Source organism: Acinetobacter sp. ANC 4173 (genome assembly GCF_004331255.1).
In the GTDB taxonomy this organism is placed as follows: Bacteria; Pseudomonadota; Gammaproteobacteria; order Pseudomonadales; family Moraxellaceae; genus Acinetobacter.
Genome location: NZ_SJOF01000008.1, coordinates 1 through 14,725 on the forward strand (window position 1 = coordinate 1; position 14,725 = coordinate 14,725).

The 14,725-nt window shown below is 39.6% G+C and carries 17 protein-coding genes; 8 read left to right on the forward strand and 9 right to left on the reverse strand.

Annotated elements, in window-relative coordinates; all coding sequences use genetic code 11:
* Positions 1–98 precede the first annotated feature (98 nt).
* Entirely contained in the window at positions 99–287 is a 189-nt protein-coding gene (locus tag E0H94_RS10500) for a hypothetical protein (protein ID WP_131326486.1), read from the forward strand.
* A 351-nt stretch (positions 288–638) separates the two neighbouring features.
* Here the strand turns inward: E0H94_RS10500 and E0H94_RS10505 are convergent, their stop codons facing one another.
* A complete protein-coding gene (locus E0H94_RS10505) occupies positions 639–887 on the reverse strand; it encodes a hypothetical protein (protein ID WP_413773011.1) in 249 nt (82 codons plus the stop codon).
* 76 nt (positions 888–963) lie between these two features.
* On the opposite strand from E0H94_RS10505, the gene E0H94_RS10510 reads away from it, so the two are divergent.
* Positions 964–2,439 (forward strand): phage/plasmid replication protein, II/X family, encoded by a 1,476-nt coding sequence (locus E0H94_RS10510; RefSeq protein WP_116760561.1) that lies wholly within the window; start codon positions 964–966, stop codon positions 2,437–2,439.
* A gap of 12 nt (positions 2,440–2,451) precedes the next feature.
* Positions 2,452–2,781 (forward strand): hypothetical protein, encoded by a 330-nt coding sequence (locus tag E0H94_RS10515; protein ID WP_131326487.1) that lies wholly within the window; start codon positions 2,452–2,454, stop codon positions 2,779–2,781.
* 311 nt (positions 2,782–3,092) lie between these two features.
* Here the strand turns inward: E0H94_RS10515 and E0H94_RS10520 are convergent, their stop codons facing one another.
* Positions 3,093–3,506, reverse strand: a complete 414-nt coding sequence (locus E0H94_RS10520; protein ID WP_131326488.1) for a hypothetical protein — start codon at positions 3,504–3,506, stop codon at positions 3,093–3,095.
* A 2-nt stretch (positions 3,507–3,508) separates the two neighbouring features.
* Positions 3,509–3,706: a hypothetical protein gene (locus E0H94_RS10525; RefSeq protein WP_131326489.1), complete on the reverse strand. Its 198-nt coding sequence runs from the start codon at positions 3,704–3,706 to the stop codon at positions 3,509–3,511.
* 130 nt (positions 3,707–3,836) lie between these two features.
* On the opposite strand from E0H94_RS10525, the gene E0H94_RS10530 reads away from it, so the two are divergent.
* The 4 genes from E0H94_RS10530 to E0H94_RS10545 all read left to right on the forward strand — a co-directional run bounded on the left by E0H94_RS10530 (position 3,837) and on the right by E0H94_RS10545 (position 6,150).
* Positions 3,837–4,025, forward strand: a complete 189-nt coding sequence (locus E0H94_RS10530; RefSeq protein WP_131326490.1) for a hypothetical protein — start codon at positions 3,837–3,839, stop codon at positions 4,023–4,025.
* Between the two features lies 1 nt (position 4,026).
* On the forward strand, positions 4,027–5,250 hold the full coding sequence (locus E0H94_RS10535) for a phage/plasmid replication protein, II/X family (RefSeq protein WP_131326491.1): 1,224 nt from the start codon (positions 4,027–4,029) through the stop codon (positions 5,248–5,250).
* A gap of 35 nt (positions 5,251–5,285) precedes the next feature.
* On the forward strand, positions 5,286–5,582 hold the full coding sequence (locus tag E0H94_RS10540; RefSeq protein WP_131326492.1) for a hypothetical protein: 297 nt from the start codon (positions 5,286–5,288) through the stop codon (positions 5,580–5,582).
* A gap of 331 nt (positions 5,583–5,913) precedes the next feature.
* On the forward strand, positions 5,914–6,150 hold the full coding sequence (locus E0H94_RS10545) for a VF530 family DNA-binding protein (protein WP_131326493.1): 237 nt from the start codon (positions 5,914–5,916) through the stop codon (positions 6,148–6,150).
* A 330-nt stretch (positions 6,151–6,480) separates the two neighbouring features.
* On the opposite strand, the gene E0H94_RS10550 is transcribed toward E0H94_RS10545, so the two are convergent.
* The 6 genes from E0H94_RS10550 to E0H94_RS10575 are packed head-to-tail and all read right to left on the reverse strand — an operon-like array spanning position 6,481 to position 13,304.
* Positions 6,481–7,539, reverse strand: coding sequence for a 2,3-butanediol dehydrogenase (locus E0H94_RS10550; RefSeq protein WP_078389304.1), 1,059 nt, complete (start codon positions 7,537–7,539; stop codon positions 6,481–6,483).
* A gap of 21 nt (positions 7,540–7,560) precedes the next feature.
* A complete protein-coding gene (locus tag E0H94_RS10555) occupies positions 7,561–8,346 on the reverse strand; it encodes an acetoin reductase (protein WP_131326494.1) in 786 nt (261 codons plus the stop codon).
* Between the two features lie 11 nt (positions 8,347–8,357).
* A complete protein-coding gene (gene lpdA / locus E0H94_RS10560) occupies positions 8,358–9,758 on the reverse strand; it encodes a dihydrolipoyl dehydrogenase (protein ID WP_131326495.1) in 1,401 nt (466 codons plus the stop codon).
* Between the two features lie 11 nt (positions 9,759–9,769).
* Positions 9,770–11,305: a 2-oxo acid dehydrogenase subunit E2 gene (locus E0H94_RS10565; protein ID WP_131326496.1), complete on the reverse strand. Its 1,536-nt coding sequence runs from the start codon at positions 11,303–11,305 to the stop codon at positions 9,770–9,772.
* Position 11,306: 1 nt separating this feature from the next.
* Positions 11,307–12,326, reverse strand: a complete 1,020-nt coding sequence (locus E0H94_RS10570) for an alpha-ketoacid dehydrogenase subunit beta (RefSeq protein WP_131326497.1) — start codon at positions 12,324–12,326, stop codon at positions 11,307–11,309.
* Positions 12,327–12,341: 15 nt separating this feature from the next.
* On the reverse strand, positions 12,342–13,304 hold the full coding sequence (locus E0H94_RS10575) for a thiamine pyrophosphate-dependent dehydrogenase E1 component subunit alpha (RefSeq protein WP_044740668.1): 963 nt from the start codon (positions 13,302–13,304) through the stop codon (positions 12,342–12,344).
* 342 nt (positions 13,305–13,646) lie between these two features.
* Between E0H94_RS10575 and lipA the strand changes: the two genes are divergently transcribed.
* Complete coding sequence (gene lipA / locus E0H94_RS10580; protein WP_131326498.1) at positions 13,647–14,621, forward strand: lipoyl synthase; 975 nt, start codon at positions 13,647–13,649, stop codon at positions 14,619–14,621.
* Positions 14,622–14,725 lie beyond the last annotated feature (104 nt).

Consider the following 14,725-nt stretch of genomic DNA (forward strand, 5'->3'; position numbering starts at 1 on the left):
ATACATGTATTTTTGCATGCATGTATTGTGCATGCTTGCATCATTGTGGTAAATTCCGCCTTATGCATAAATGCATGCATGCACACATGGGGCGTTTTATGAACGATATGCTAAAGCTACGGATGCCAATTAAGGCTTCACATGTTGATGTAGACAGTGAAGGCCGTCATTGCATCTTTGGTTTTAACTTACTCGATCTTGACTTACCGCGTGTAGAAGCTCGATGCGTTTTTAAGGATGAAGAGGGGAACGTGGTCAACCAAGTCCTGAACCATCCTTATGTATGAGTTATGGGATTTTTGTTTGATTGGCAAAATATTACATTCGAGCATTGGTTTTTACTTGCTTGCTTTTCTATGCCTTTTGCTCTTTTTTTGTTTATTTATCTGGATCGTGATCACAATAATTATTAGGCTGAGATTTCGTATAATGTGTCCTGATTATGTTACTAAGCCCCAGTGAGAAAATATGCTTTCCTCACGGGGCTTTTTAACATCAATCTGCATTATACGACATCGAGGATTCTGTGATTGAGGGAGGGAGGAGGAACGTTCGACCGACCGATTGAGCAGAATCATAGGGGAGTCCACGTCTCTAGAGTGGACTTAAGGCTCGAAAATGAGCTTTTTCACCTCAATTTATTTGGGTATTGTCAGTTTCCCGCTGTTTGTAACTTCAATATGGTCTAAACCTTCTTCAATTAGAATGTGAACTAATTCACTGTCTCTTACTGGTTGTTGACCTTTACTAATTAGAGCTTTGTTTAATTCGACAGCCTTTTTTCTTAGTAGTTCTTGTTCCTTGTCGTTCAATCTTACGCTCTGAACCATTTCAATAAATTCCAATGTTGCACATGTAGAAAATGATACATGTATTTTTGCATGCATGTATTGTGCATGCTTGCATCATTGTGGTAAATTCCGCCTTATGCATAAATGCATGCATGCACACATGGGGCGTTTTATGAACGATATGCTAAAGCTACGGATGCCAATTAAGGCTTCACATGTTGATGTAGACAGTGAAGGCCGTCATTGCATCTTTGGTTTTAACTTACTCGATCTTGACTTACCGCGTGTAGAAGCTCGATGCGTTTTTAAGGATGAAGAGGGGAACGTGGTCAACCAAGTCCTGAACCATCCTTATGATCGATTACCAACGTCATTCACCAAGATGGCTTGGAAATTTCATCATGAAGGTAAGTTATGGCCACATGTTGAATTGAAAGCTTCACCTGCAAAGATATTGCAGGGGCATAACGTTTATGGAACGGACTGGATAGAGGAAGGGGCTATGGAAATGCTTGGTCATTTCGCACAGGCTCAACCGACTTTATACGGCATGCTTGAAATTGGTGAAACTGAGGTCATGCAGATTGACGTTACTTATCACGCACGTTTACGTGATGATCGGGAAGTTGAACGCGCATTAGATTTCTTGCGGAATATCTCCACACAACACATTCGCAAATCAAGTAAAGCTGCCATCTATAAAAATACTGTCTATTTCGGCTCTGAACGTTGCAAGCGTTTCGCTCGTAAAGTTTACGGTAAATCATGTGAGTTTCAGGCTCAACTTATAGAACAAACTAAGCTAGCAAAGTCGAATGATAAAGCTGCTCAAGCTGTTGTAAAAGTAATGTCTGATCCTGACTTGATTACATTTACTCAAGGGCTTTTACGCTTTGAAACTGGTGTCAAAGCCTACGTACTTAAAGAACGCAATATACCAACTAATTTATTTCAGTTAATTCGCTACCAACGTCAAAACCCAAACTTTCTACGCAATTTATGGACTAGTGCAAATAGAGAACTATTTGAAGCTCTCAAGGGGCAAAATGTGAAACTTACCGATGATGATTCTATTTACAACAAGATACTTTCTGAGTTGCAACTGGCGAATTCTAAAGATTCAATTTCTGCTTCTGTTGCTGATACTGTTTTTAAATTTTACAGAGATTTAGAGAATGTAGGTTGTACAACGCTACAAACTCAAATGGGTGATGAGAAGTTCTTTCGTAATTTCTCAAATTTGCTTAAGTGTGGATTTGCTAAGAATTATTTAGTCCGTTTGCATGTTAATCCGCTTGAAAATATGGATCATTTATCGGCTTATAACTTTGTATTTCGAGAGTTTAAAAAGGTCGTTAAGGCTGGTTCAGCTTCAGCTACACAAGCTCGTAATTTGCATACGTTCTATAAAGAATTGCGTGACTATGGTTATGACACTGTTCGTAATGAGTACAGTTCTGCTCAATTTAAAAAGCGTATTGCATCCTTAAGAAGCTGCGGTTTCTCAAAAGGTGAACTTCAAAACCTTCATTCTCAAACATCCAACAATATTATTCCATTTATCAAATATGTAGAAATCAACTTCGATCAACAAGTGCCTGAAAACTTCATCGAACCTAAATCTTCATTCAACCTCAAAATAGCCTAAGAGGAATTAACTATGTCTCAATTTATCTTTAAAGCCAAACTTATCAATGTTGAAACTGGTGTAAACAAGGACGCTCAGTTGACCATGCGACTTGTATTTGCATCACAACGCTATGACAAAGGTCTAGAACAGATCGTTCCATGTTCTCAAGGCGTAAAAGTCATTGAAGATCATCATCACATGAAAGATTTTTATCTGTCTTACAAAGGTCGTAAGATTTATCTGCCAATCGAAATGACTTCGATGGAGCGCAATATCTACTATAAAACGACTGGCGACGGTAAGCCGTTAATGCTTGAAGAAAAGAAAGCTGTAGAACAGCAAGTAGCTAAGACGGCATAACTTTATAGTTATCAAAGGCTTATCTATAGAACATTTCGTATAATGTGTCCTGATTATGTTACTAAACCCCATGAGATAATTTCCACTCATGGGGTTTTTTAACATCAATCTGCATTATACGAATATCGAAGGATTCAGCGGTGAGGGCGGGAGTAGGAGCTCCGACGCCCGACTAACCGATCCGCTGAATAATCTGAGAATTTGAGAAGGGCACACTACTGTCTAATAGTGTGCCTGACTCCTCGAAGTTTTTTTCAATTTGCTCTATGAGCTATATATAACGGAGCTTTCAGAGGAAATGATAAACTTTATCATTTATTCTGAAATTTGATTATATTTTGTTCTTTTCCGTTCGCATTACCCAGTATTTCTTTCATGTTGTACTTGCTTTTGGGTGGTTCGTATCCTTCAGGTACTTGGTCATTTAGATCAAATACAAGTTCTACATATGTAACTTGTGTATTTTCAATTCTAGGAGGTTGTTTTTTATGTTCCTCTTTTATGAATTCTTCTGTTATTCCGCATTTTTCTAGATCTCGTATATATTTTTTGAAATTGTTGATTCTTTCTAGTTTTTTTGATTTTTCTATGCCATCTCCAATAGTACGCAATAGAAAGAAGTATATATTTCTACTTCTAACTTTTGATACTTTCCCTGATGGCGTTATTTTATCAAATACTTTTGATATTTCTTCATACAACTCGTCGTACATCTCTCTAGCCATTTTTATTCATCTTTTCCTAAAAATTTACGTCTGTACTCTAAGACTTCATCAGCGCTTAAATCTTTTAGATGGTGATAAATAAGGGCATTGATCACATCCGTATCTTGTATTTCTAGACGCAATTTATATTTTATTTCCCATTTCATATTTTCAACTTTATCCATTAGCTCTACTTGAATCCTTTTCTGTACTGATGCCATGAGTAGTTCCTGTGTCATTGATTCACTGATTCATAATTATATATCTTGTTGCAATGACACATTGTGTCATGGTGTCTTTTTGTCATTGTTGATTCAGTGTGTCACTGTGTCTATCACTTGGTATATAACAATGCATAAACAAGACGAACTTTTAAAAAATTCTGATAGTTCATTTGAGCTATTGGACTTTTCTGTTCTTGATGATTTGAAGAAGAAGTCTAAAAAATCAAATCGTTTTATTACTTGTTCTATTTGCAATAAAACCATTACTAAAAACAGTATGGTTCGTCATTTCTTCGTTTTTCATTCAGGTGATTAATATGCTTGATTTTGAACGACTCATGATTCCAATCATCCCAACACATGTATGTAATCTCGATAATCGCTATTGGTTCAATGGCGATATTCGTGATTATGGTGTGCCTGCTGCGACTCGACATGTTTCTAAAGATGATGACGGTAAAACAATAACAGGGGAGTTGTATCACCCATATGAACAGATTCATTCAGATTTTACTGATATGGCAATGAAGTTCTATACAAGTACAACAAATACACCGCCATACGTTGAGATTAAAGGTTCACCGCTTAAATTGTTGCAAGGCCATAATGTTTATGGCTTTGACTGTCTTGAGTTAGGTACGTATCACATGGTTGGTATGTTGCTTGAAGCATTTCCTAAACTTGCTCCAATTCTTGATTTGCCAAATACACAACTATCTTGTCTTGATACAACTCAAATTATTCGTTTACCACATCAGAATATGGTTCAACCTGTTTTGGACTATATGTCTAATCTTGCATCTGGTCATCGTAAAGCTAGAGAAGTTAAATATCACAACTATATTTCTTGGGGTAATGATTTAGCCAGCGTTCGCCCAAAGGCTTATGGCAAATTTGAGGAAGTAAAAAGCCAACTCAATAAAATTCAAAAACAAGCAGACAAGGGCTGTATGAGGTCTAAAACACTTGTGATGGCTATGCATGATGTTTTGCCGTTTGCAAATGCTGTTTTACGTCTTGAAGCACGTATTTCTAAAGATTATTTGACCAAGAATGGTTATCCATCAAACGTATGGCAACTTATTGAGTTGCAGAAACAACAGCCAGAATTATTGCTACGACTCTGGCACGTAGCTTTTGACCCGATCTTAGACACAATGAAGGGTAAATATATGAATTTCGCTAATGATGATGAGCTACTTCAAGTTCTTATGACCAATTTGGTTACTTATACCAAAAAGGGTAATCCTAGTTATGTAAAGGCTTATAACACCTTAGATTTTTATCGTTCTTTACGTGTTGATGGTTGGAAAAAAGTTAAAGCTCGTCACGCTGAATCTAGATTTTATAAGTTTATTGCATATTTAACTGATTGCGGAATAAGCAAATCACACCTGCAAAACCTACACGCAAATCCAAACGGGAAAGTCATTCCATTTGTACGTCTTTTAGAACTCAAGTTAGGCGATCAATTGCCAACTGACTATCAATTACCAGTTTCACAATACAGTCCAAAAACGGGCTTATATCTAGTGGCTTAATAAAATAGCCTAAGTTACCAATGAGGTTTTAAACAATGCAAGTTCAATTTAATACTCGTACCATTTTACCGTCTGTTTATCGTAGCGAGAAAGACGGGGTCGAAAAAGTCTATCTGTCTACAACAGTGTTTTCACCGCAACGCTACAACTTAACGCCAGCAGCAGGTGTTATGCCAGTCGAACAAATTCAAGCTGTATTAGCAGAATGCGCAGACAACGCACAAGAAGTAGAAATTCAGTTTGTAGAGCAACAAACCAAGTTTGGTGCACAGATGCAGATTTTTAGCGTTAAGCCGTTGCCGAAGAAAAACCCAACGGAATCAAAGCCTTAATATACGATATTTCGTATAATGTATATTATGTTAAATAACGTATCCAAGACTGTAGCCTTCACAACGCAGTTGTTGCTACAGCTCGAGGTCTTAAATCTTGGAAATTATATTTAAGACCTCGAGTACGTGAATGAACATAATATTCGTTATGCCGAAATCCTTCGCTATCTCATGCGCTGGATATGATGATCTAATTTGATAAACAGTAATTTCAGTTGATCTATTTCTTCGTGATTGTCTGTATCTAGCTCACAGATCTGTTCGAGATACTTCTCATTTTTCAACTAGCTCAGGTTATAATGATGGCCTCCCAAAATATGGTTGATCTATTATGAACGCCTCCAATGACCCTCTACACGGCAAAAAACTTGCTGACATTTTGGATGAATTATTGGATTACTACGGTGGCTTTGAAGGCTTAAGTCGTAAAATTGAAATTAGATGTTTTTGCATAGATCCAAGTGTTAAGTCATCATTGCGATTCTTGCGTACCACACCATGGGCACGTGAAAAAGTAGAAAGCTTATATTTGTATATCTTACGCCAAAAAGCCAAACAGAAATCGTAGCTTTCAAAACCCCAACCTCAGCATAATATTTTATACCAAATAGTAAACTAAAATTATTGAATAGCCACTGATTTTGTAGACACCTTTTAATTAGTGGTGGACTGCCACCCCTCTCCTAGAAAAATTTAGTCTATATCCCTATGGTTTATTTAAAAACTTATTTTCTATCTTTACTAGGCTGTATGATCAAAATCATACTGACACTCAACACTGTAAATTTGAGAATGAATCTGTACGTACAGATTCATTCCCTGTCGCTAAAGATATTAGAAATAGCTACATAGAGTTTATTTCTAGCTTATTCAAATTTGTCGTTAAAATTAGGCTTTACTACGGATGAACAATAATTTTTACAGCCGATTCATTATTATGAATCAGCGTTTCAAAGCCTTTAGAAACAAGATCATCTAATGCAATACGTTGGGTAATAAAAGGTTCTAGATTAATCTTACCTTGCTCAACTAAGCGGATTGTTTCCTGATGATCATTGACATAAGCAATCGTGCCACGAATATCTAGCTCTTTCATAACCACACTATGCACATTAATTGTGGCAGGATGGCTCCAAATAGAAACAATGACGACCACCCCTGTTGGTTTCATCGCTGCCACCAGTGTATCCATGACTTTATTGACACTACTACATTCAAAAGCGACATCTACACCACGGTCTTCTGTAATTTTCATCACTTCAGCGACCACATCAACTTGTGATGGGTCTAGTACATAATCTGCAACACCCGCTTCTATCGCTTTTTCTTTACGTTTTGCACTCAATTCAGTAATGATCACCGTGAGACCTTTGGCCTTTAAAATGGCTGATAAAAGTAAGCCTATAGGGCCTGCTCCACCAACCAGTGCGATATCGCCAGCTTTTGCACCACTTCGCACATAGGCATGATGACCAACGGACAAAGGTTCTATCAACGCTGCTTGATCTAAGGGAATATCATTTGAAATAGGATGTACCCAACGTCGTTGAACCGCAATTTTTTCAGAAAGACCACCACCGCGTCCGCCTAAACCAATAAAGTTCATATTTTTTGATAAATGATACTTATCATTGGGGCCAGTCGGCACATCGTCAGCAATAATGTAGGGTTCAACTACGACATGTTGCCCAATTTGGATATCATCAACACCTTCACCAACTGCATAAACCACGCCTGAAAATTCATGTCCCATTGTTACAGGTGCAGATTCTCCCGAAATTGGATGTGGATGACCACAAGGTGGAATAAAAATAGGGCCTTCCATGAATTCATGTAAATCTGTACCGCAAATACCGCACCATGCAACTTGAATTCCAACTGTGCCTGGAAGTACTTTCGGTTCAGGAATATCTTCAATCCGAATATCCCCTCGATCATAAAAACGAGCTGCTTTCATTATTTATTCCTTATGTTGATATTAACGGTAAACCATTCCACCATCTGTCAAAATAGACTGACCTGTAATGTAGTTTGCATCCTCGCTGGCTAAAAATGCAACTAATGCAGCCACGTCATCTGGTGTTTCAGCACGTCCTAAAGCAATACCATCTACATATTTTTTATACGTTTGACCAATTGGTGCGCCTGTAATTTCAGAGAACCGCTGATCTATTTCGACCCACATGTCTGTACCTACAACACCCGGACAATAGCTATTTACAGTAATTTTAGCACTGGCATATTCTTTAGCCGCAGCTTGCGTCAATGCACGAACTGCAAATTTAGTTGCCGAATAAACACCGAGTAAAGCAAAACCTTCATGGCCTGCGATTGAGCACGCATTAATAATTTTTCCAGCCTGTTGACGTTGTTTAAATTTATTTGCTGCGGCTTGAATCCCCCAAAGTACACCACCAACATTGATGTTCATAATTTGGTTAAATTCACTCGGTGTTACTTCTGCCAATGCTTTGACTTGGGCAATACCTGCATTATTGATCATGATATCAAAACCATTAAGTGTCGATTCGGCATGATCAATTGCATGACTTACTTGTATTGGATCTGAAATATCCGCAATAAATGTGGTGGCTTTTACGCCAAAGGCTTCGATCTCTTGTTGAACAGCATTTAACTTTTCTTGATGAAGATCGACCAAAGCAATATGAACACCTTCTTGCGCCAAACGTAAAGCAATACCGCGTCCAATTCCTTGTGCCGCACCCGTAATTAATGCAACTTTATTGTTTAAACCTCTAGGCATGTTGCGACTCCTTAAATATGGATTGCACGTTGCATTGCCGACAAGACCGACTCATGCATCGCCTCAGATAAAGTAGGATGAGGGAAAATGACCTGTGCTAAGCTTTCATCCGTTGCTTCTAGGTATTTTGCGATGGCAAAACCTTGAATGTGTTCGGTGACTTCATGTCCGACCATGTGAGCACCCAACAATTCACCCGTTTCCTGACTAAAAATGGTTTTAACAAATCCTGCGCTATCGCCCAAAGCCAATGCTTTACCATTGGCTTGTAAAGGGAACTTACCCACATTAATATTCAAGCCCGCAGCTTTTGCTTTCTGTTCTGTCAAACCAATACTGGCCACTTGAGGATGGGTAAAGATACAGCCTGGAATTTGTGTACGATCTAAAGCATGTACATGACTCAGTCCTGCAATTTTCTCCACACAAAGAATGGCTTCATGACTGGCTTTGTGTGCCAAACACGGTGCGCCTGCGACATCGCCAATTGCATAAACGCCGACAACATTGGTTTTACACCATGAATTGACTTTAATAAAACCATTTTCAAATTCAATCCCCAAAGCTTCTAGACCCAGATTTTCAGCATTCGGTTTCACGCCAATAGCCGAAAGTACCTTTTCAACAGTAATGATTTGCACACCTGTGGCAGTTTCAATATGACAATGCACTTGAGCCTGATCAGTTTCTATTTTTTTTACCGTTGCTTCGGTTAAAACCTGCATACCCTGCTGTTCAAATTGCTTTTGTACATACTTGGCAACTTCAATGTCTTCGCTAGGGAGAATCTGCTTGGCTATATCAACCAAGGTGACTTGGCAACCTAAGTCTTGGTATAGGCTTGCAAACTCACTGCCTATAGCACCCGAACCAATGACCAGTAAAGACTTTGGTAATTGTTCTGGAACTAAAGCCTCTTTATAACTCCAGACCTGATCACCATCTACAGGAATATGAGGCAAATTAGCCGCACGTGCACCTGTTGCGACAATAATATGCGGTGCAGAAATCTGCTGTTTTTGACCATTCGCATCTGTAAGCTCTAATTGCTCTTTGGCAATAAATTGGGCTACTGCATTAAAAACAGTGATTTGATTTTTTTTCAATAATTGACCGATACCTTGTATCAGTTGTTCAGAAACCTGTCTGCTATGATGGACCAGTTTTTGAATGTCAAAATCAACCGTGTTAAGCGTAAAGCCAAACTGCTCTGCGTGTTTGAACTGCTGCGCAAGCGCAGCCCCGCTCAATAATGCCTTGGTTGGAATACATCCCCAATTAAGACACACTCCGCCTAAGTGTTGTTTTTCAACGATTGCAGTTTTTAATCCCAGTTGCGCTGCGCGAATCGCAGCGACATATCCTCCAGGACCAGCACCAATAACCACAAGATCAAATTGTGTATCTGACATGGCTGTTCCTCCTACACCAAAATTAATGCAGGATTTTCGACAAACTGCTTAAACGCCGATAGGAATTGGGCACCCAACGCACCATCAATGACACGATGATCACAAGACAATGTTGCTGTGACCATTTGACGAACAACAATCTCATCATTTTCGACGACAGCACGTTTCTCTGCTGCACCTAAGGCCAGAATTGCACCTTGAGGCGGGTTAATAATGGCATCAAACTGTTGAATACCAAGCATTCCCAAATTGGAAATACTGAAACTGCCGCCTTGAAACTCATCAGGTGCTAATTTTCCAGTTTTGGCACGTGTCGCCAGATCACGCATATCATTGGAAATTTGCGCCAAAGATTTACGGTTCGCTGCTTTAATAATTGGCGTGATCAGTCCGTTTTCGATGGCCACGGCAACAGAAATATCAGCCTGTTCAAACTGTAAAATTTGCTGATTTTCTTCATCAAACTGAACATTGACCTGTGGAACTTTGATCAGTGCAGCAGCTGCAGCTTTAATCAGCATATCGTTAATGGACAGCTTGACTTGCGGTACGGTACTGTTAATTTGCTGACGCAAAGCCTGAACCGACTCAACATTTAAGTCTATCGTTAAGCGAAAATGTGGTGCATTGCGTTTTGCTGCTTGTAGCCGTGAAGCGATTGCTTTACGCATACCATTCATAGCCACGGTGGTGAATTTTACTGACTCTGTTGGATGCGCATGCTCAGCATGTTGAGCTTGTACAGGGTTTTCACGTTGATATACTGCTTCAACATCTTCCTTACAGACTCGTCCACGTGAACCCGATGCACGACAATCATGCAAATTAATGCCCCATTGTTTTGCCAAACGGCGGGCAACAGGTGTTGCTAGAACATAACTATCATCTGCTTTAGATTTCGCGGCTTTTGTACTGGCTTGATGACGTACATCTGGCCAAGAACCGCCAGCAGCTTGAACTACGGCCTGAATATCTTGAACACTAATACGGCCTTCACGTCCAGAACCAGTAATCTGAGACAAGTTTACATTATGCTTTTCAGCCAATTTCAAGGCATGTGGCGTTGCAAAAATATCATCGCTTTGTTGGAAGCCTTGTAATGCAGCAGGAATTGAATATCCACCCTGAGGCACAGCTTTTGATCTATGACCAACACTGTTCTGTTTAGGAGCAGCTTGTACTTTGGTTTCAACTTGAGCTAAAGCTACTTTTTCAGGAACCGCTGCTACCACTTTATTTTCAGTTACAGCAGGTGTTCCACCTAAGGACTGTGCAAATGCTGCAACTTCTGCATCGGAAACTTGAGCGTCTGCACAAATTGCAATGACTCCACCTACGACCAGGGTGTCGCCATCTTTAGCAATAATTTTTCGTAGCAAGCCATCGAAAGGCGCTTCTAGAACATTGACGATTTTTGTGGTTTCAATTTCACAAATTTCCTGCCCTTTACTAAATTGCGTACCTTCCTGAATCAGCCATTGGGCAATCGTGCCCTCTTCCATGGACAAACCCCATTTTGGGATTTCTAAGGTTTTAATTTCGCTCATCCTAAGCCTCCAACGTCTTACGTACAGCCTGTTCGATGCGTTCTACACTTGGTAGCCATTCTTTTTCTAATACTGGTGAAAATGGTACGGGTGAGTGCGGTGGAGTGACTAACTCGATTGGGGCTTTAAGATAATGAAAGCCTTTCTGGGCGATAAGCGCAGCCACATCATGTCCAAAACCACAACGCGCCGCAGATTCATCTACAATCACCACACGACCTGTTGAAGCCACTGACTCTAAAATGCCATCTTCGTCTAATGGAGAAATGGTTCTAGGGTCAACCACTTCAACCGAAATGCCTTCTTTTGCGAGCTTGTCAGCCACTTCATTGGCACGATGCACCATCAGGCTTAAGGCAATAATGGTAATATCAGTGCCTTCACGAGTATAATTTGCGACACCAAAAGGAATGGTGTAAGCCTCATCTGGTACTTCGCCCTTAATGTCATACAACAATTTGTGTTCACAAAAGACCACTGGGTCATCATCTCGAATGGCTTGAATCAATAACCCTTTCACATCATAGGCGCTCGAAGGCACCACGACTTTTAAACCAGGCACTGAGGCAAACACGTTATATGGAGACTGGGAGTGCTGTGCTGCGGCGGAAAAACCTGCACCAATCATGCCTCGTACGACCAGTGGAGCTTTGGCTTTGCCACCAAACATATAGCGGAATTTAGCCGCTTGGTTATACAGCATGTCATAACACACACCATAAAAATCCATGAACATTAAATCGGCCACAGGTCTTAAACCCGTTGCAGCAGCACCTGCTGCCATACCAATAATCGCCGACTCTGTAATTGGAGTATCAATGACTCGTTCAGAACCAAATTCAGTCCATAAGCCTTTGGTTACACCAAGTACACCGCCAAAACCTTCCAGTTTATTCTCATCGGTATTTTTACCACCATGCCCACCACGTACATCTTCACCGACTACAATGACACTTGGGTCACGGCGCATTTCTAATTCAATTGCTTCTTTAATCGCATTTCGATAACTTTTATTTGGCATTTTTCTACTATTCCTTTAGTAAGAGACGTAAACATCAGTAAGTAACTGAGAGACTTCTGGGTACTTAGCGGCGCGTGCTTTTGCAACGGCATCGTCTACATTGGCTTTAGATTGAGCATCTATCGCATCCAGTTTGGCTTCGTCAATTTTGCCTTTGACTTTTTCACGGAATATTTTCAATGGGTCTTTATGTTCTTTGACATAATCCAGCTCTTCTTTAGAACGGATAAGCCCCGGATCACCTTCAAAATGTCCATAAAAACGGTTGGTTACTGTTTCAATCACACTCGGACCTTCTCCACGGCGGGCACGTTCAATGGCTTTTTGTGCAACTTCATACACTGCAAAAAAGTCTGTTCCGTCTACTTTTTCAGCAGGTAAGCCAAAACCTGCTGCTCGGCCTGCAATGTCTTTACTGCCTACGGCATAGTCATGTGCAGTACCTTCACCAAAGCCATTGTTTTCAAAAACAAAAATGACAGGAAGCTTTAACACCACAGCCATATTAATGGCTTCAAAAGTTAAGCCTTGATTTGACCCGCCATCACCGGTAAATGACAGACCAATCCCACCATTCTTGAGCGTTTTGGCACTTAAAGCTGCCCCAATCGCTAAAGGTGGGCCACCACCCACAATACCGTTTGCGCCCAACATGCCTTTATCTAAGTCCGCAATGTGCATTGAGCCGCCTTTACCACGACACAAACCATCATCTTTGCCAAAAATTTCTAGCATCATGGCGTGAATATCGCAGCCCTTAGCAATACAATGTCCGTGACCACGATGCGTTGATGTAATGAAGTCCTTATCTGTTAAATTTTCACAAATCCCTACTGCAACAGCTTCCTCACCGCTATATAAATGGATGAAACCGGGAATATCACCAGTATTGTTTTCATCGTGAAGTCGATCCTCAAATTCACGAATGTCGCGCATTCTTTTGTATGCTGCTAGCAATTGCTCTTCCGTTAATTGCATATCTTTGTTCCTTATTAACTACGCTTAAAAGAAAATCCAAAAATGAAGGGTTGGATTTTTAAACCGTATATTTATATAAAGATATTTTTATTTAATTTCATATTAGACTAAAAAAATATAATGCATAAAAAGATGAGATAAATATTAAAAACAGAAGGTTATGAACTTAAAAATTTTTGTAAAATTTTACAATAGTTCAATCACATATGAAAACAAACCTTTAACCAACCTTTATTTTATATGATAAGTTTTTTGCACTGTTTTAATATTATTAATGCAACTAAAAGAGCTTATTTAATATCAGGATCTATATTAATTGTTTTAAACGACGGAGTGTTTTAAATGGATTTAAATAACACAGTATTAACAGGAAAGAAGTTACGTGGCGCTGAAAAAATGGCACGTATTCCGATTAAAGTTGTTCCAACGGAAACGACACCAAAAAAACCAGAATGGATTCGGACCAAAATTAGTCAACCTGAAGACGTTCAAATCATTAAGGATTTATTACGGCAACAAAAACTACATACGGTTTGTGAAGAAGCGGCTTGCCCTAACTTGCCGCAATGTTTTGGCAGTGGGACAGCAACATTCATGATTATGGGAGATATTTGTACTCGACGCTGTCCATTCTGCGATGTTGCTCATGGTCGTCCTAATATCCTAGATATTAATGAGCCAAAGCATCTGGCTGAAACAGTCAAGAATCTAAATTTAAAGTATGTCGTGATCACTTCGGTTGATCGAGACGATTTAAAAGATGGTGGTGCACAGCATTTTGCCGATTGCATTCGAGAAATTCGTCAAACCAGTCCAGAGACTTTGATCGAAATTTTGGTTCCTGATTTTCGTGGTCGTGCAGATATTGCCCTTAAGATTCTGAGCCAAAACCCACCGGATGTCTTTAACCACAATATTGAAACCGTTCCACGTCTATATAAAGCCATGCGACCGGGATCTAACTATCAGCATTCATTGGATTTACTCAAAAAATTTAAACACTACTGTCCTGACATTCCAACCAAATGCGGTTTGATGGTCGGTTTGGGAGAAGTCGAGGCTGAGGTTATCGTGTTATTAAATGATTTGAAAGATTATCAAGTGGACTATGTCACAATCGGTCAATATTTACAGCCATCCAAATCTCATGCGCCAATTCATCGCTTTGTTACATTGCAAGAGTTTAAGCACTATCAAACGCATGGAGAGCGCTTAGCGTTTAAAAATATTTGGAGTGCGCCATTGGTGCGATCAAGTTATTTTGCAGACCGTCAGTATCATGGTGAGGCCGTCCCTAACCCTTACATGAGCGAATGACTTTTCATCATATTTACGTTTATTAACATTTCAGATGGAAATAGTCATTTTCAGCTCATAAGAACACTTTTAAAGTAACTTAAAAGTTGGTAAAGCCAAAAGAT